The following is an 18,487-nucleotide window of genomic DNA, read 5'->3' as shown; positions in this document are numbered from 1 at the left end:
CATGTTAGTATCGACAAAATGGTTGGAAGAATATGTAAATACACAAGGTTTGCCCCCTGCAGAACTCGGGGAGAAAATTACGCGTGCAGGAATTGAAGTCGACGCGGTGATCGACCGTTCGGAAGGACTGGCAAATTTGGTCGTCGGCTACGTGACGGAATGCGTGAAGCATCCGGAAGCGGACAAATTATCGATTTGCCAAGTGGGTGTCGGCGGCGGGGAGATCGACCAGATTATCTGCGGTGCTCCGAACATCGCACAGGGCCAGTCGGTCATCGTGGCACGTCCGGGCGCGAAACTTCCGGGCGGCATGAAGATCAAGAAAGCGAAGTTGCGCGGCGAAGTGTCGAACGGCATGATCTGCTCGCTTCAAGAACTTGGAATCGAAACGAAATTGGTCCCGAAAAGCTACGCAGAAGGCATTTATGTCCTGCCTGAAAAAGCCGAGCCTGGCACAGATGTGCTGTCCTATTTAGATTTGGATGACACCGTCCTTGAACTTGGCCTCACGCCGAACCGTGCGGATGCCATGAGCATGCTCGGGGTGGCATATGAAGTGGGCGCGATTTTGGAAGAAGACGTAAGCTTGCCTGAAATCGTATACGCTGAAGCGGCAGAGCGTGCGGAAAGCATGCTGTCTCTTGAAGTGGATGCGCCTGAAGCGAATCCTTTATATGTCGCGAAAGTCGTGCGCAATGTCAAAGTGAAGGAATCTCCGCTTTGGCTGCAACAGCGTTTAATGGCCGCGGGCGTGCGCCCGCACAACAACGTGGTTGATGTGACGAACTATATTTTGATGGAATATGGCCAGCCGCTCCATGCGTTCGACTATGATTCGCTCGGCTCCGGCAATATTACCGTGCGCCACGCCAAAGAAGGCGAAAAGATCACGACCTTGGATGACACGGAGCGCACCTTGTCTGCGCATCAATTGGTCATCACCAACGGCACGGATCCTGTCGCACTTGCAGGCGTCATGGGCGGCGCAAATTCAGAAGTGAGCGAAGATACGACAACGGTCGTCATCGAGTCCGCTTATTTCGCTTCCGATTCGATTCGCCGCACATCAAAAGACCATAACTTGAGAAGCGACGCGAGCTCGCGCTATGAAAAAGGCGTTGACCCGAACCGCGTCATTCCGGCAGCAGAACGAGCTGCTCAATTATTGGCTGAACTGGCAGACGGTGAAGTGCTCGGCGGATCACTCGTATTCGACCAGCTTGATAAAAAAGAGCGCATCGTCAAAGTCTCTCCGGATTTCATCAATAGCCGCCTTGGCATGAAGATCCGCTTAGAGGACATGCTTGATATCCTCAGCCGTTTGAAATTCAATACGGAAGCGGCGAATAACCAATTGATCATCGAAGTGCCGACGCGCCGCCAGGACATCCAAATCGAAGAGGATGTCGTAGAAGAAATCGCTCGCCTTTACGGCTACGATGAGATTCCGGCGACTTTGCCGCGCACCGATGCCACGCCAGGCGGATTGAGCCCTTACCAGGCGAAACGCCGCATTGCACGGCACTTCCTGGAAGGCGCCGGCTTATTGCAGGCAACGACTTATTCCTTAACCTCAGAAGCTGCAGCGACACAATTTGCATTAGAGCCGACAGAAACGACACGTCTCTTGATGCCGATGAGCGAAGAGCGCAGCATTTTGCGCCAAAGCCTATTGCCTCATCTGCTCGAGTCGCTTTCATACAATACGGCGCGCCGCACCGATTCGGTTGCATTATATGAAACTGGTTCCGTGTTCTTGAAAGGGCAGGACGAACTGCTCGACGAACAAGAACATTTGGCGATCGTCATGACAGGGCTGTGGGTCGACCATAGCTGGCAAGGTGAAAAGAAAGTTGTCGACTTCTTCGTTGCAAAAGGCATCGTGGAAGGGCTGGCTGCAAAGCTGGGTCTTGAATTATCATTCGAACGGGGCGAAATGGATGGTTTGCATCCAGGCAGAACCGCCTTTATCCTGCTTGATGGCAAGCGCATCGGCGTAATCGGCGCCTTGCACCCGTCCGAGCAGAAAAAGCGCGATTTAAAAGAAACGATTGCCGTGGAATTGAACTTGGCGACTTTGTTGACGCGCGAAACGGAAGCGCTTGTTTATATACAAGTGTCCCGCTACCCGACAATTTCACGCGACGTGGCTTTGGTCTTGTCGAATATTGTGGAAGCGCAGACGATTGAAGGGGTCATCCGCAATGCGGGCGGCAAGCTTTTGAAAGATGTCCGTGTCTTTGATCTGTACGAAGGCGATCGTATGGAAGAAGGCAAGAAATCCTTGGCATTCTCGCTGACCTATTTCGATCCAGAGAAAACCCTCACCGATGATGAAGTGAATGCGGCGCATGAGAAAATCATCAAAGCGCTTACGGAATCAGGAGCGGAACTTCGCTAAAAGCAAAAACTGTCTTGGACTCGCTATGAGCCCAAGACAGTTTTTTATGTGCGTTTTTTCTTCGCTGCCAAGGCTTGCGCTTTTTTCGTATTGGCAAAATGGGCTTTCGTGATGCTCTTCAGGAACGCTTCGCCGCGCGACAACAAGATTTTGGCTGCGGCTTCGTCAACAATCGCGCCGGCGCCTTTTGGCAAAGAGACGCCTGCAACTGTGCTGAGACGATCCATTTCCTCTAAGAAAGCGATACGCGCAATGATCGATGCACAGGCGACCGAAACATGAAGATTTTCCGCTTTCGTGGAAAACAGCACATTCTCGCGGATGATGTCTGGTTCTTTGGCGATATGCCGATAGTAAATGCCACGCTCTGCAAATTGGTCGATCAGGATCGCTTCGGGTTTTTCCGGCGCCATCTTCCGCAAGACATGCTTCAGCGCCTGATTGTGGAGCAATGCTTTGATCTTGCCTTGAGACCAGCCTTGCGCCTGTACTTGATTGTATTTTTCATTGTCCAAGGTCAGGACGCTATAGGTGAACGCCGCTTTCAAATCTGGCGCGATTTTCCGCATGTAGTCATCCGTCAATTGCTTGGAATCTTTAACACCGAGTTCTTTTGCGAGTTCGACTTGGTGTGCGGGCACATAGCAGGCGGCGACGGTAATCGGGCCGAAAAAATCGCCTGTGCCGGTTTCATCGGAGCCGAGCACAGAACGCTTAGCGAAATCCGGAGGCAATTGATCGCCTTTCGCTGTTGCGGTTTTCTCTTTGATCTTGTCAGCAGCGCCCCATTTGGCAGTTTCACGTTCAGCGCCAGCGCCTTGGAACATGACTTTTCCGGAGGTGTAAACGGTAATCATCGCATCCGGCAGTTTAGCGGCAAAGCGGGCATGGGGATTCTTGGTTTTTATTTCCTTATTCTGGTAGTGTGAAATTAACCGTTTCAAGGCTTCTTCTGGCAGTTTCAAGACGCTATTGGTCATTGGGAGTCCCCTTTCTTATGATTCACAATCCGCTCGTGTTCGTGTTATGATGGTCTATAGAATTCCAAAGGGGGAACGCGCATTGCAAGAGCAGCATAAAATTCGCACTGTCGTTGATATATATGGTCATACATATAAGATGCTCGGCACTGAGACATCCGGCCATATGAGGCTTGTCGCTTCCATGGTCGACAGCAAGATGCGGGAGATCAACGCCGCCAATCCATCGCTTGACCAAGCGAAACTTGCCGTATTGACCGCGGTAAATGCGACACATGAATATCTTAAACTGAAAGAGCAGCTAGAACAAATGGAAATTGAATTGAATAACTTGAAGGGCTGACGGATATGCTTGATTTAATCTTATTGGTATTGCTTCTGGCGGGAATTTTGGTCGGCTTCAAGCGAGGGCTGGTGCTGCAGTTTCTGCACATGGTCGGCTTTGTTGTCGCGCTCATTGTCGCCTACACGTATTATAAACCGCTATCGGAAAACTTTGTGTTGTGGGTTCCATACCCAACAGTCGACGAAACCTCGCGCTTTGCGATGGCTTTCGAACAATTGAATCTGGACCAAACTTTTTATCAGCTATTGGCATTTGCACTTATTTTCTTCGTTGTGAAATTTTTGCTGACGCTGATCGCATCGATGTTCGATTTCATCAAATACATACCGGTGCTCGGCTTCCTGAGCCGTATTTTCGGTGCTGTCCTTGGGCTCATCGAAGCGCACATCCTATTGTTTATCGGACTCTACGTATTTGCGTTATTGCCGATCGATGTGATTCAAAACCAAATCGAAAATTCCGGGATCGCCCGTGCCATCCTCGAACACACGCCTTATTTCTCTGAGAAAGTGAAGGAATGGTGGTATATTTATATGTAGTAGGAACTTCTCTCTTACGAGGGAAGTTTTTTTATGAACCGATTAGGGAGGTTTGTTTGGCATGAATAAAAAAATCATTATCCGCACACTGGAAAATATTGCGTTATACATGGAATTAAAAGGGGACAACCCGTTTAAAGTATCGGCGTTCCGCAAAGCCGCCCAAGCACTTGAACTCGACCAGCGCAGCCTGGATGAGATTGAAGATGTCACGAAGCTAAAAGGTATCGGAAAAGGGACGGGCGATGTCATCACGGAATTGCTTACCGATGGAAAATCTTCTGTCCTTGAAGAGCTTCAAGAAGAAGTGCCGAAAGGGCTTGTGCCAATGCTCAAACTGCAAGGGCTCGGCGGCAAAAAAATTGCCAAGCTCTACAAAGAACTCGGCGTGGATTCCATGGAATCTTTGAAGCAGGCGTGCATTGACGGGCGCGTACAAGCGCTTCCAGGATTCGGCGCAAAATCCGAAGAGAAAATCCTGCTCGAACTGGAGAACTTCGAAACCGACCCGGGACGCCATCCGATCTGGAAAACGGAAGAAACGGTAGCATTTATTGAAAACTTATTGACGACAATTTCCGAAGTGGCGAAATTTTCGGTTGCTGGAAGTTTCCGCCGGACGAAAGAGACGAGCAAAGACCTCGACTTTATCGTAGCGACCGATGAACCGGCAAAAGTGAAAGAACAGCTGCTCGCCGGCTTGCCTGTGAAAGAAACCATCGCTTCAGGAGACACGAAAGTCTCTGTTGCAGTAGAAGTGGTTGAGCCGATCGATGTCGATTTCCGTCTCGTTGCACCGGATGAATTTGCGACAGCGCTGCATCATTTTACCGGGTCCAAAGATCATAATGTCCGCATGCGCCAATTGGCCAAAGCGAAAAAAGAGAAAATCAGCGAATACGGGGTTGAACAGGAAGGCGGTTCCATGTTGACATTCGAGTCAGAAGAGGCATTTTTCGCCCATTTCAATTTGCCGTTCATCCCGCCCACCGTGCGCGAAGATGGCCGTGAAATCGACCGCATTGGTGAATTGCCGTCGCTCGTCTCACTCGACGATATCCGCGGCGACTTGCATATGCACACAACCTGGTCTGACGGGGCGCATTCCATCGATGAAATGGTTAAAGCTTGTCGCGACCTCGGTTACGAATACATGGTCATTACCGACCACTCTCAGTACTTGAAAGTCGCGAACGGTTTAACGCCAGAGCGCTTGATTGAACAGAACGGAAAATTGCGTGAAGCGAACAAACAACACGATGGCATCGAAGTATTGTCTGGGACGGAAATGGACATCTTGCCGGATGGCAGCTTGGACTTCGAAGATGAAGTGCTCGCGCAATTGGATTTTGTCATCGCGAGCATCCACTCGAGTTTCCAACAGCCGCAAGAACAGATCATGGCGCGCATCTTGACGGCGATGAAAAACCCTTACGTGCATATGATCGCACATCCGACCGGCCGCATCGTTGGAAAACGCGACGGCTACAATCCGGATGTTGAACAGATTTTGGATTGGGCGAAAGAATACGGCAAAATCGTGGAATTGAATGCGAGCCCGTATCGCCTCGACCTCGCCGTAGATTGGCTGATCATGGCACAGGAAAAAGGCGTGCCGGTCGCCATCAATACCGATGCCCATGCAATCGAAGGGCTGGAGGTCATGGCAACTGGCGTCCGCCACGCGCAGAAAGCATGGCTGAAAAAAGACAATGTGGTCAATACATGGCCGCTTGAGAAGTTACGAGATTTCTTGAAACGATAAAGGAGGAGTTTATATGATCGCAGAGCGCGCATTACGAACTCTCGAATTTTATAAAATCCGTGAAGAAGTGGCTGCATTTTGCACTTCATCACTTGGAAAAGATTTAGTGAAAGAATTGCTGCCGTCTACGGACATCGCGGAAGTGAACCGTTTACTGGAAGAAATGGACGAAGCGGCGCAATTATTGCGCATCAAGAACAATGTGCCGATGGGCGGGATCTCCGATATCCGTCCCCACGCGAAACGCGCACAGATCGGCGGCAGTTTGAGCCCGGTGGAATTGATGGAAGTTTCCTCGACGATCCGCGCAAGCCGTATCTTGCGCCATTTCCTTGAAGCTATCGACGCGGAAGAAGATATCGACATTCCCCATTTCATGGAGAAAAAAGAAAGCATGCCGATATTGACGCAGCTCGAGCACGATATCAATGCCTGCATCGACGATAATGGGACAGTGGTCGACAGCGCCAGCTCGGAATTGCGCAGCATTCGCCAATCACTGCGCGCGCAGGAAAGCCGCGTGCGCGAAAAACTGGAGAGTTTGATCCGTGGCCGCAATGCATCGAAAATGCTGTCGGATTCAATTGTCACCATCCGCAACGACCGTTTCGTCATCCCTGTCAAACAGGAATACAGAAGCCATTACGGCGGCATCGTCCACGATCAATCATCGTCGGGCCAGACGCTGTTCATCGAACCGGACGCCGTCGTGCAGGCGAACAATGAAGTGCGCCGGTTGAAACTGAAAGAACGGGAAGAAATCGACCGCATCCTGCTGATGTTGTCTATGAAAGTGCAGGAAGTCGCTCATGAATTGTTCACGTTAGTCGGCGTATTGGCGGAAGTCGATTTGATCCTGGCCAAAGCGAAGTATGGCCAAGCGCATAAATGCTCGAAGCCTGAAATGAACACGGAAGGCTATATCAATTTAAGAAAAGCGCGCCATCCGCTTATTCCACAAGATGAAGTCGTGCCGAACGATATCGAGTTCGGCCGGGACATTACGGCGATTGTCATTACCGGACCGAATACAGGCGGAAAGACCGTTACTTTGAAAACGGTCGGCTTGTCGACGTTGATGGCGCAGGCAGGGCTGCCTGTACCGGCGCTCGAAGGTTCGGAACTGGCTGTATTCGACCAGATCTTTGCCGATATCGGCGATGAGCAATCCATCGAGCAAAGCTTGAGTACGTTTTCTTCCCATATGGTCAATATCGTAGACATCCTCGAGCAATTCGACGAGAACTCACTCGTTATTTTCGATGAGCTTGGTGCCGGTACCGACCCGCAGGAAGGGGCTGCGCTTGCCATTTCATTATTGGATGAAGTACATGGCAGAGGCGCACGCGTCATCGCGACGACCCATTATCCGGAACTGAAAGCTTACGGCTATAACCGGGAAGGGGTCGCCAATGCTAGTGTTGAATTCGATGTCGAGACATTGAGCCCGACCTACCGTTTGCTCATCGGCGTGCCGGGGCGCAGCAACGCGTTTGAAATATCCAAACGCCTCGGCTTGCCGGAGCATATCATTTCACACGCAAAAAGTTTTACCGGAACTGACCGCAAAGAAGTCGACTCGATGATCGCTTCACTTGAGAAAAGCCGGCGCGAGGCCGAGCGGGATGCAGAAGAAACTCGTTCTGTACTTGAAGAATCCGAGACACTGAAAGAGGACTTGGCAAAACGCCTCACGGAATACGAAAGCCGCAAAGAGCTGCTCGAAGACAAAGCGAAAGAAAAAGCGCGCAAAATCGTCGACCAGGCGCGTGCGGAAGCAGAAACGGTCATCAAGGAACTGCGCCAAATGCAGCTTACCCAGCAGACCGGCGTCAAAGAACACCAACTAATCGATGCAAAAAAACGGCTGGAAAATGCCATGCCGGAAAACCGCGTCTTGAAAAAAGCGAAAAAGCAAAACGAACCGGTTGTTTTGAAGCCGAACGACGAAGTGAAAGTACTGTCTTACGGGCAAAAAGGCAGCTTGGTCGAAAAAGTTTCCGACACCGAATGGATTGTCCAAGTGGGCATTTTGAAAATGAAGTTGCCAGAATCCGACCTTAGTTACACAAAACCTGAAAAGCAAAAAGAAACCCGCACGATGACCAGCTTGAAAGGCCGTGAAGGCTATACGAAAATGGAGTTGGACCTTCGCGGAGAGCGCTACGAGGATGCCCTTTCGCGCGTCGAGAAATATTTGGACGATGCTTTATTGGCGAATTACCACCAAGTTTCCATCATTCACGGCAAAGGGACTGGCGCCCTTCGCCAAGGAGTGCAGCAATATTTAAAAAAACATCCACGCGTCAAAAGCTACCGCTTTGGCGAACCGGGTGAAGGCGGCTCGGGTGTAACAGTCGCTGAATTGAAATAAGGGCGGAAGGGGAGCTTGGAGATGTTCGAGGAAGGATTTTGGACCCATCCGCTCGTTGAGACAGCTGGCTATTTCAGTGTAGTGGTCTTATGCTTGATCGTAGCGATGGTCATTTTTGAAATCGTAACAAAATATAAGAACTGGGAAGAAATCAAAAGCGGCAATTTGGCCGTGGCGATGGCGACTGGCGGAAAGATTTTCGGCGTCACGAATATTTTCCGCTTTTCGATTGAACAGCACACGACGCTGTTTGAAATGATTGGCTGGGGGTTGTTCGGATTCGTGCTGTTGATTTTTGCATACATTCTCTTTGAATTTCTGACACCGAAGTTCAAAGTGGATGAAGAAATCGCCCGGGACAACCGTTCGGTCGGCTTGATTTCGATGACCATCTCAGTCGGCTTGTCGTATGTTATCGGAGCAAGTATTTCATAGGAGTTGGAACGAATGGAAAACCTGATCAAAATCTTAATCGTTTTTTGCATCTTGTTTGTGCTTGTAGGAATCGTCTTCCTATTCGTGTTTTAAAAACGGCCATTGAGCCGTTTTTTTTATGGATTAAAACTCCTTAGAAAATAATGTTTGAAAGCGTTATCATAATTCTTTATACTTAAAGTAGGAATATTCTCACGATTCCGATAAAAGAGGGGGAGGTAGAAAGTATGTCCGAAAAACCGTGGTTAGCTCATTATCCGGCGGAAGTACCGCACACGCTAACGTATCCGAGCATGCCGGTCCAGGAATATTTGACGAAAGCCTATGAAGACTTTCCGCAAAAGACCGCAATTCATTTCCTGGGCAAGGACCTTAGCTACGAAGAGTTGTACCAATCTGCCATGAAGATGGCCAATTACCTTCAGAAGCTAGGCATCCAAAAAGGCGACCGGGTATCCATCATGCTGCCGAACTGTCCACAGGCGGTCATCAGTTTTTATGGGATTCTTTACGCTGGGGGTGTCGTCGTCATGACAAATCCGCTTTATACGGAGCGGGAAATTTCCTACCAGATGAAAGATTCCGGTGCCAAGGCGATCATTGCACTTGATATTTTGTTCCCGCGGATCAATAAAGTGATCAAAGAAACGGATCTTGAGAACGTTATCGTCACGGGCATCAAAGATTATCTGACATTCCCGAAAAACCTCGTGTACCCGTTCATCCAGAAAAAGCAATACGGCATGACGGTGAAAGTTGAGCACCGGGGAATCAATCACCTCTTTACGGAAATCATGAAAACAGCTTCGCCGCAAATTACTAAGCCGCCATTTGATTTTGAGGAGGACTTGGCGCTGCTGCAGTATACTGGGGGAACGACCGGATCGCCAAAAGGCGTCATGCTGACGCACCGCAATTTAATCTCCAATGCAACGATGTGCGACGCTTGGCTTTATAAATCGACGCGTGGGGAAGAAACGATCATGGGCATCATTCCCTTATTCCATGTGTACGGATTGACTACTGTCTTGATCTTGTCTGTCATGCAGGGCAATAAAATGGTGCTATTGCCGAAATTCGACCCAGAGCAGGCGCTCAAAACCATCAACAAACAAAAACCGACCTTGTTCCCTGGCGCACCGACGCTGTACATTGGCCTACTGAACCATCCGGACATCAAGAAATACGACCTGTCTTCCATTGAAGCATGCTTGAGCGGATCGGCACCGCTGCCGACAGAAGTGCAGGAGAAATTCGAACGCATCACGGGGGGCAAGCTCGTCGAAGGCTATGGCCTGACCGAAACATCACCCGTCACCCACTCGAATCTCGTATGGGGCGAACGGACAAAAGGCTCGATCGGCATGCCGTATCCGGACACGGATTGTGAAATTTTCCTTCCGGGAACGACTGACCCTGTTCCGAACGGACAGATCGGTGAAATCGCCATTCAAGGTCCGCAAGTTATGAAAGGCTATTGGAACCGTCCGGACGCTACGGCGGCTACGATTGTCGACGGCTGGCTATTGACTGGGGATCTTGGCTATATGGACGACGAAGGGCAATTCTTTATCGTCGACCGCAAAAAAGACATGATCATCGCAGGAGGCTTCAATATCTATCCAAGGGAAATCGAAGAAGTGCTGTATGAACACGAAGCGATCCAGGAATGCGTCGTCGCAGGAATTCCGGACCCGTACCGAGGCGAAACAGTAAAGGCATACATCGTGTTGAAAGAAGGGTATACTGTAACAGAAGAACAATTGGATAAACATTGCCGCGAACATCTTGCTGCATTTAAAGTGCCGCGCATTTACGAGTTCCGCAAAGAACTTCCGAAAACGGCGGTCGGTAAAATACTGCGCAGATCGCTGGTGGATGAAGAGGTCGCCAAACGCGATGAAGCAGTTCCTTCTTAACTAAGGCAAAAGCTTGACACAATTTAAACAAAACGATAATATGAAAATATGAATGAATCGCCATTCATATTTTCATATTTTTTTGGGTGGTGACAAGATGGTAAAGAAGGATAAACCGAAATATAAACAAATCATCGATGCGGCGGTTATTGTTATCGCAGAGAATGGTTACCACCAAGCGCAAGTTTCGAAAATTGCCAAGCAAGCCGGTGTAGCGGACGGAACAATTTATTTGTATTTTAAGAACAAAGAAGACATTCTTATTTCCGTCTTCCAAGAGAAGATGGGCGTGTTCGTCAGTGAGTTGGAAAAAATCATTGCCAAAGACGCAAGTGCTGCCGACCAACTTGGCATGATGATCAACAGCCATTTCGGTTTGCTTGCAAACGATTTGCATCTGGCGATCGTGACGCAGCTTGAACTCCGGCAATCCAATCATGATATCCGCATGAAAATCAATAATGTGCTGCGGGGATACTTGAAGTTAATGGACCGGATTTTGATTAGCGGTATCGAATCAGGAGAATTTGATCAAAATATGGATATTCGTTTAGCCCGCCAGATGGTTTTTGGTACAATGGATGAGACCATTACTACCTGGGTGATGAACGATCACAAGTATGATTTGGTCGAACTCGCACCGAAAGTGCAGCGCTTATTGCTGAAAGGCATGCAAGCGTAAAGGGAGGGGATGAGCAGGTGGAATTTATCAGCTGGAAAAAAGAAGACGGGGTTGCGATCGCAACGATCAACCGGCCGCCGGCAAATGCATTGTCTCGCGCGCTGATTTTGGAAGTCGATGCACTTCTGGATGAAGTGAAAAACGACTCGGATGTCCGCGCAATTGTCTTGCACGGGGAAGGGCGTTTCTTCTCGGCAGGAGCCGACATCAAAGAGTTTACGGAAGTGTCCTCAGGGGAAGAATTCTCGAAACTGTCGGCAAGCGGGCAAGCTGTTTTTGAACGCGTGGAAACATTCCATAAGCCAGTCATTGCCGCGATACATGGCGCCGCACTTGGCGGAGGTTTGGAGCTCGCCATGAGTTGCCATATGCGTTTTGTCACAGGAAATGCTAAACTGGGATTGCCGGAACTGCAATTGGGTTTAATTCCAGGGTTTGCTGGAACACAGCGCTTGCCGCGTTATGTCGGGGTGGCCAAGGCCGCTGAAATGCTCTTGACGAGTGATCCGATTACAGGCGAAGAAGCAGTGCAGCTCGGTCTTGCCAATCGTTCTTACGGCGAAGAAGACCTTCTTCCGCAAACGCTTTCAATTGCGAAGAAAATTGCGAAAAAGAGCCCGGTATCCGTCAAGGCGGCCATCGACATGCTTCAGTATTCGAAGCGCGGGGCATTTGAAGAAGGGGTCAAAGCAGAAGCAGATTCGTTCGGTACGGTCTTCGTATCGGAAGACGCGAAGGAAGGCATTAGCGCTTTCCTGGAAAAACGCGAAGCACAATTTAAAGGGAAATAATACTTGGGAGGTTTACGTTCATGAACATTTATGTATTGGTAAAACGTACGTTTGACACAGAAGAAAAGCTGGTTGTCTCCGGTGGCCAGATTCAAGAAGATGGTGCTGAATTCATCATTAACCCATATGACGAGTATGCGATCGAAGAGGCCATCACGGTCCGCGACGCTCACGGCGGCGAAGTGACAGTAGTCACAATCGGCGACGAAGAAGCTGAAAAGCAATTGCGCACAGCACTTGCAATGGGCGCTGACAAAGCGGTCTTGATCAATACAGAAGATGATGTCGAGGAAATGGACCAGTTTACGGCAGCTTACATACTGGCAGAGTACTTAAAAGACAAAGAAGCGGACTTGATCCTAGCAGGTAACGTAGCGATCGACGGCGGATCCGGACAAGTCGGCCCACGCGTAGCTGATTTGCTTGATATCAACTACGTAACGACAATCACAAGCCTTGAAATCGAAGGCGAAACAGTGAAAATCGTCCGTGACATCGAAGGGGATGCAGAAGAGCTTGAAACTTCATTGCCTCTATTGGTCACAGCCCAACAAGGCTTAAACGAGCCGCGCTATCCATCTCTACCAGGAATCATGAAAGCGAAGAAAAAGCCGCTTGAAGAGCTTGAGCTCGATGATCTGGACATTGAAGAAGATGATGTAGAAGCGAAAACGGAAACAATCGAAGTTTACTTGCCGCCGAAAAAACAAGCCGGCCGCATTTTGGAAGGCGAAATTCCAAGCCAAGTTTCTGAACTGGTCAGCTTGCTTCGCTCTGAAGCGAAAGTTATATAAACGTACGCCACATTCATTTTCACATCTACTTAGGGGGTTAACGGACTATGTCGAAAAAAGTATTAGTATTGGGCGAAACGCGTGAAGGCGCTTTGCGCAACGTATCATTTGAAGCAATTGCCGCAGCCAAGAAAATTTCAGGCGGCGGGGAAGTTGTTGCTGTCTTGCTAGGGGAAGCAGTGAGCGAGTTCGGAAACGAATTGGTAGCTTACGGAGCTGACCGCGTCATCACGGTTGAGCACCCACACTTGAAATCTTATACATCTGACGGTTACGGCCAGGCGTTCATGGCGGTTGTTGACCAGGAACAGCCTGAAGCAATCGTCTTCGGCCATACTGCGGTCGGCAAGGACTTGTCGCCAAAAATCGCATCGAAATTGCAAACCGGTTTGATTTCCGATGTCACGGACATCGAAGGCGAAGGCGATGACGCAGTTTTCATCCGCCCAATCTATTCTGGTAAAGCATTTGAAAAAGTGAAGCTGAAAGAAGACGGCGTTGTCTTCATAACGGTACGTCCGAACAACATTGCGTCGCTTGAGCGCGAAGAGCGTTCTGGCGATGTATCGAGCTTGTCAGTAGATATCACCAACTTGCGCACGATCATCAAAAACGTTGTCCGCAAATCCGCAGAAGGCGTCGACCTTTCCGAAGCGAAAGTCATCATCGCCGGCGGACGCGGCGTCAAGAGCAAAGACGGCTTCGAGCCATTGCAAGAACTGGCTGACCTTCTCGGAGGCGCAGTCGGAGCATCCCGTGGTGCATGTGACGCGGATTACTGCGATTATTCCTTGCAGATCGGACAGACAGGGAAAGTCGTTACACCTGATCTCTACATCGCAGCAGGAATTTCCGGCGCTATCCAGCACATGGCAGGGATGTCCAACTCCAAAGTCATCGTCGCGATCAACAAAGACCCGGAAGCGAACATCTTCAAAGTGGCAGACTACGGAATCGTCGGCGACCTATTCGACGTCATCCCATTGCTCACAGAAGAATTCAAGAAAGTTATGTAATCACGGCAGCCCGCATTTATGCGGGTTGTTTTTTAATGATGAAAGACATGATACAGTATGTTGATCAAGGTTTCCGGGTTCGTCTAACTTTTTCTAACGGATATGTAAAAGAAGGGGGGGAGGAAATGTTAAAAGTAATAAGCGGAATCTTATCTTTTATTGCCTTAGTGCTTATTATCTGGGATCTATTCAATGCGGACATAATGATTTTATATAATGTCATTTATGGCCTATTAGCAGCATCGTTCCTACTCAGTGGTATTGCGGATATTAAAGAAGGCAACAAGTCGACGGCTTATTTATCGCTCCTTGCCTCATTTATCCTTTTAGTACTTTTTGCAAAGTACACAGTAGAAAGCTTTTGAGAATGAAGGCTCCTATGTTGCTGTTTAAAAGAAATCGTTAATGAGTATGTTAGCAGTAAATAACTAGGAATCTAAAATTTGAGCTGTAAAGCGTGCCCCTGTAGCAGAATTTCCTAGACTTTAAATACATTGACTGCTTCAACCCCAGGCAGTTTAACGCCAACAACAGCCGGGTATGGAAGGGCTAGGCAAATAAATAGCTAGCGTAAATCACGTCTGCTATAATCGAAATATAGTTTGGTTATCACTTAAGGAGGAATTATACATGGCAATCGTTAAAGGAACAGATCAGAATTTCAAACAGGAAGTTTCAGAAGGACTCGTATTGGTAGACTTTTGGGCAGCATGGTGCGGGCCTTGTAAAATGATCGCTCCAGTTCTTGAAGAACTCGATGCAGATATGGACGATAAAGTGAAAATCGTGAAATTGGATGTTGATGAAAACCAGCAGACAGCTAGCGAATACGGCATCATGTCCATCCCGACACTTCTTTTGATGAAAAATGGCGAAACAGTCGATAAAGTCGTCGGCTTCCGTCCTAAAGAAGCTTTGGCTGAATTGGTTGAAAAACACGCATAATTCCAAAACCGGGTCCCATTCGTGGAACCCGGTTTTTTAAATAGGGTGAGAAGATGAAAAATGAGATGATTCAACATAAGTTGGCAGTATTGCCGGACCAACCCGGCTGCTATTTGATGAAAGACCGTCAAGGGACCATCATCTACGTTGGCAAGGCGAAAGTGCTGAAAAATCGGGTGCGTTCTTATTTTACGGGCAGCCACGATACAAAAACGCAGCGCCTCGTCAACGAGATCGAGGACTTTGAATACATCGTTACGTCATCCGATAAAGAAGCCTTGATTCTCGAATTGACCTTGATCAAAAAGCATGATCCGAAATACAATATCCGGTTGAAAGACAATAAGACCTATCCGTATTTGAAAATTACGGGCGAGCGGCATCCGAAACTGGTCATTACCCGTCAAGTCAAAAAAGACAAAGGGAAGTATTTCGGGCCCTATCCGAACGCCTATGCGGCAAGCGAAACGAAAAAGCTGCTGGACCGTTTGTATCCGCTCCGCAAATGCCACACAATGCCGGACCGAGTCTGCCTCTATTACCACCTTGGGCAATGCCTGGCGCCTTGTGTCAAGCCAGTGGAGAAAGACACGTATAAGGAAATGATCGATGGCATCAGCCGATTCCTGAACGGCGGCTTCCGCGAAGTGAAGCAGGATTTGACCGAGAAGATGAGCGAGGCGGCTGAGAACTTGGAGTTCGAACGGGCAAAAGAATATCGCGACCAGATCAGCCATATCGAATCGGTCATGGAAAAACAGAAAATGGCCATGAACGATTTCACCAACCGCGACGTTTTCGCTTACGCGGTCGATAAAGGCTGGATATGCATACAGGTTTTCTTCGTGCGACAAGGAAAGCTGATCGAACGTGAAGTTTCGATGTTCCCCTTATACCGAGACCCGGACGAGGAATTTTTGACTTTCCTTGGCCAGTTTTATGAAAAACCGGATCATATTAAGCCAAATGAAATCTTGTTGCAAGAAGCGGAAGATGAGGAATTCCTAAAAGAATGGCTTGGTGCGAAAGTGCTCGTCCCACAGCGCGGAAAGAAAAAAGATTTGGTACAACTCGCGCAAAAAAATGCTGAAATTGCCATTAAGGAAAAATTCCAGCTGCTCGAGCGTCAAGAAGAGCGGACAGTCGGTGCCTGCAATGAACTTGGCGAGGCGATGAATATCCACACGCCGCTGCGCATCGAAGCATTCGATAACTCCCATATCCAAGGGGCAGATGCCGTGTCCGCAATGGTCGTCTTCATTGACGGCAAACCGTCGAAAAAAGATTACCGGAAATACAAAACCCGCTCTGCGCAGAAGCCCGATGATTATGCGGCGATGCGTGAAGTGGTCCGCAGACGCTATAGCCGCGTGCTGAAGGACGGCTTGCCCTTGCCTGACTTGATCATCATTGACGGAGGCAAAGGCCAGATCGAATCGGCGCGCGAAATCGTTGAAGACGAACTTGGCCTCGATATCCCAATCGCAGGGCTTGCAAAAGATGCCAAGCACCAAACGTCCCAGCTGTTGTATGGAAACCCGGTCGAAATGGTGGAACTCAAACGCACGAGTGAAGCGTTTTATTTATTGCAGCGCATTCAAGATGAAGTCCACCGTTTTGTCATCACCTTCCACCGCCAATTGCGCGGCAAGAATTCGATTCAATCCGCGCTCGACGGCTTGCAAGGCGTCGGCCCGAAACGCAAGCAGCAATTGCTCAAGCATTTCGGCTCTGTGCGGAAAATCAAGGAAGCAAACGCCGGCGAAATCCAGCAGGCCGGCATTCCCGAGAAACTGGCCGTGGAAATCGAGCGGCATTTCAAGGAACAGCCGTTGCAACAGGAATAACTTCGTGGTATTGTAAAAACACAATTGAATCACTTGTAAAAAGTGATGATAGAGGAGCGGACGTCAATAGTAAGCATTCCGAGATTTGCAGAATCTGTGAAGGATGCCGAAAGGGACGCCCGCCGAAGTTTACACGCACTGCTTGCGCGTATGCTGGTCCTGCATTTAAAAGATGCAGGGCTGTCAGAGTTCAACTCTGGAGGGCTATCCATGGACGTTTGAAATCGTACATGAGAAGAGAGGTAGCTTGCCGGGCAATCGGCGAGTTGCCTCTTTTTTATTGAGGGCCACTTACTTTAAGTGGGAGTGGAGAGAATGACAACAATCGTAATGAAATTCGGGGGGACGTCCGTAGCGTCTCCGGAAAAAATCCTAGGCGTGGCAAAACGCGCCATCCGGGAAAAACAACAAGGCAAACGCGTCGTCATCGTTGTTTCAGCAATGGGTAAAACGACAGACACGCTGCTCGGCCTGGCCGGAGAGATTTCGGCTGAGCCGCCAAAGCGCGAAATGGATATGCTGCTCGCGACAGGGGAACAAGTGACGATTTCGCTGTTGGCGATGGCGTTCAAAAAACTTGGCCATGATGCATTAAGCTTCACCGGGTGGCAGGCAGGAATCGAAACGGAATCGGTCCCGCGCAATGCGCGCATCGAAACCATCCACACACAGCGTTTGGAAGAAGCGCTTGACCTCGGCTTGTTCTGCGTGGTTGCAGGCTTCCAAGGGGTCGATAAGAGCGGCAACATCACGACGCTTGGCCGCGGCGGATCCGATACGACCGCTGTGGCGCTGGCGGCTGCTTTAAGCGCTGAAAAATGCGAGATTTATACGGATGTTGACGGAGTTTATACATCCGATCCCCGTTATGTCACAGGCGCCCGCAAACTTGAACAGATTTCATACGACGAAATGCTCGAACTGGCTAATCTCGGGGCGGCAGTCCTTCATCCGCGGGCCGTGGAATTCGCTAAGAACAATCAAGTGCCCCTTTCTGTACGGGCCAGCTACTCGAACGAACCGGGGACTATCATACAAGAGGTGATCACTGTGGAAAAAAATCTTATCGTGCGGGGTGTGGCATTTGAAAAAGACATCGCCCGCATCACTGTCAGCTACACTAAACCATTTAACGGATCGCTTGCCAATATCTTTACGAGCTTGGCGGATCATTTGATCGATGTGGACATCATCGTGCAAAGCATCAGTGAGGAGTTTCCGCCATCTGTTTCGTTCTCGATAAAAGAGGAAAGCCTGGCTGAAGCGCAGCGGGTGCTGTCAGAAGCACATGAGCAAATCGGCTATAACACCATCGACATCGAAACCGGCTTGGCGAAAGTATCGATCGTTGGATCCGGCATGGTGTCGAATCCGGGTGTTGCAGCGAAAATGTTCGATACTCTGCGTGCGCAAGATGTGCCAGTGAAAATGGTCAGCACTTCTGAAATCAAAGTATCTGTTGTCGTGCCTGCGAGTGAAATGGAACGTTCAGCAAATGCGCTCCACGATGCATACGCACTGACGCCAGCGTCTGTCAGATAAGGAAAAGACCCAGCCAAGCTGGGCTTTTTTACGTTCTCGAAAGTTTGTGTAAAAATTCACATTTTGTTCAAATTTAAAATGGCCGCATAGCGGTCCTATGTTAGCTTATAA

Annotated in this window: 16 protein-coding genes and 1 riboswitch; of the genes, 15 read left to right on the top strand and 1 reads right to left on the bottom strand. The window is 49.1% G+C overall.

Features of this window, described 5'->3' with window-relative positions; genetic code table 11:
- The first annotated feature begins 1 nt into the window (after position 1).
- The gene (pheT, locus tag KTG14_RS05900) at positions 2-2,401 is read left to right on the top strand and encodes a phenylalanine--tRNA ligase subunit beta (protein WP_216970055.1); all 2,400 of its coding nucleotides are present in this window, start codon (positions 2-4) and stop codon (positions 2,399-2,401) included.
- Between the two features lie 44 nt (positions 2,402-2,445).
- On the opposite strand, the gene rnhC is transcribed toward pheT, so the two are convergent.
- Positions 2,446-3,381 (bottom strand): ribonuclease HIII, encoded by a 936-nt coding sequence (gene rnhC, locus KTG14_RS05895; protein ID WP_216970054.1) that lies wholly within the window; start codon positions 3,379-3,381, stop codon positions 2,446-2,448.
- 82 nt (positions 3,382-3,463) lie between these two features.
- Here rnhC and zapA point away from each other — a divergent pair, with 82 nt between their 5' ends.
- From zapA to KTG14_RS05825, 14 genes are all read left to right on the top strand, one after another.
- Positions 3,464-3,724 (top strand): cell division protein ZapA, encoded by a 261-nt coding sequence (gene zapA, locus KTG14_RS05890; RefSeq protein WP_058381052.1) that lies wholly within the window; start codon positions 3,464-3,466, stop codon positions 3,722-3,724.
- A 5-nt stretch (positions 3,725-3,729) separates the two neighbouring features.
- A complete protein-coding gene (locus KTG14_RS05885) occupies positions 3,730-4,266 on the top strand; it encodes a CvpA family protein (RefSeq protein WP_216970053.1) in 537 nt (178 codons plus the stop codon).
- Positions 4,267-4,327: 61 nt separating this feature from the next.
- Positions 4,328-6,031 carry a DNA polymerase/3'-5' exonuclease PolX gene (gene polX / locus KTG14_RS05880; RefSeq protein WP_216970052.1) on the top strand — a complete coding sequence of 568 codons (1,704 nt, stop codon included), beginning with the start codon at positions 4,328-4,330 and terminating at the stop codon, positions 6,029-6,031.
- A gap of 13 nt (positions 6,032-6,044) precedes the next feature.
- Positions 6,045-8,405 (top strand): endonuclease MutS2, encoded by a 2,361-nt coding sequence (locus tag KTG14_RS05875; protein ID WP_216970051.1) that lies wholly within the window; start codon positions 6,045-6,047, stop codon positions 8,403-8,405.
- A gap of 21 nt (positions 8,406-8,426) precedes the next feature.
- A complete protein-coding gene (locus KTG14_RS05870; RefSeq protein WP_211653886.1) occupies positions 8,427-8,840 on the top strand; it encodes a DUF350 domain-containing protein in 414 nt (137 codons plus the stop codon).
- A 227-nt stretch (positions 8,841-9,067) separates the two neighbouring features.
- Positions 9,068-10,759, top strand: coding sequence for an AMP-binding protein (locus KTG14_RS05865; RefSeq protein ID WP_216970050.1), 1,692 nt, complete (start codon positions 9,068-9,070; stop codon positions 10,757-10,759).
- Between the two features lie 97 nt (positions 10,760-10,856).
- Positions 10,857-11,441 carry a fatty acid metabolism transcriptional regulator FadR gene (locus KTG14_RS05860; RefSeq protein ID WP_216970049.1) on the top strand — a complete coding sequence of 195 codons (585 nt, stop codon included), beginning with the start codon at positions 10,857-10,859 and terminating at the stop codon, positions 11,439-11,441.
- Positions 11,442-11,458: 17 nt separating this feature from the next.
- The gene (locus tag KTG14_RS05855; RefSeq protein ID WP_216970048.1) at positions 11,459-12,232 is read left to right on the top strand and encodes an enoyl-CoA hydratase; all 774 of its coding nucleotides are present in this window, start codon (positions 11,459-11,461) and stop codon (positions 12,230-12,232) included.
- Positions 12,233-12,252: 20 nt separating this feature from the next.
- Positions 12,253-13,026 carry an electron transfer flavoprotein subunit beta/FixA family protein gene (locus KTG14_RS05850; RefSeq protein WP_101805170.1) on the top strand — a complete coding sequence of 258 codons (774 nt, stop codon included), beginning with the start codon at positions 12,253-12,255 and terminating at the stop codon, positions 13,024-13,026.
- A 47-nt stretch (positions 13,027-13,073) separates the two neighbouring features.
- On the top strand, positions 13,074-14,042 hold the full coding sequence (locus tag KTG14_RS05845) for an electron transfer flavoprotein subunit alpha/FixB family protein (RefSeq protein ID WP_216970047.1): 969 nt from the start codon (positions 13,074-13,076) through the stop codon (positions 14,040-14,042).
- A 35-nt stretch (positions 14,043-14,077) separates the two neighbouring features.
- Positions 14,078-14,407, top strand: coding sequence for a hypothetical protein (locus tag KTG14_RS05840; RefSeq protein WP_216970046.1), 330 nt, complete (start codon positions 14,078-14,080; stop codon positions 14,405-14,407).
- 265 nt (positions 14,408-14,672) lie between these two features.
- Positions 14,673-14,987 (top strand): thioredoxin, encoded by a 315-nt coding sequence (trxA, locus tag KTG14_RS05835; protein ID WP_058381042.1) that lies wholly within the window; start codon positions 14,673-14,675, stop codon positions 14,985-14,987.
- 53 nt (positions 14,988-15,040) lie between these two features.
- Positions 15,041-16,834, top strand: a complete 1,794-nt coding sequence (gene uvrC / locus KTG14_RS05830; protein ID WP_216970045.1) for an excinuclease ABC subunit UvrC — start codon at positions 15,041-15,043, stop codon at positions 16,832-16,834.
- A gap of 41 nt (positions 16,835-16,875) precedes the next feature.
- A riboswitch (Lysine riboswitch) is annotated at positions 16,876-17,049 on the top strand.
- A gap of 100 nt (positions 17,050-17,149) precedes the next feature.
- Positions 17,150-18,376: an aspartate kinase gene (locus tag KTG14_RS05825; protein ID WP_216970044.1), complete on the top strand. Its 1,227-nt coding sequence runs from the start codon at positions 17,150-17,152 to the stop codon at positions 18,374-18,376.
- Positions 18,377-18,487: the final 111 nt, after the last annotated feature.

Source organism: Planococcus sp. CP5-4_YE (assembly GCF_019042655.1).
Taxonomy (GTDB): Bacteria; Bacillota; Bacilli; order Bacillales_A; family Planococcaceae; genus Planococcus.
This window is presented reverse-complemented; position numbering and strand designations above follow the sequence as displayed.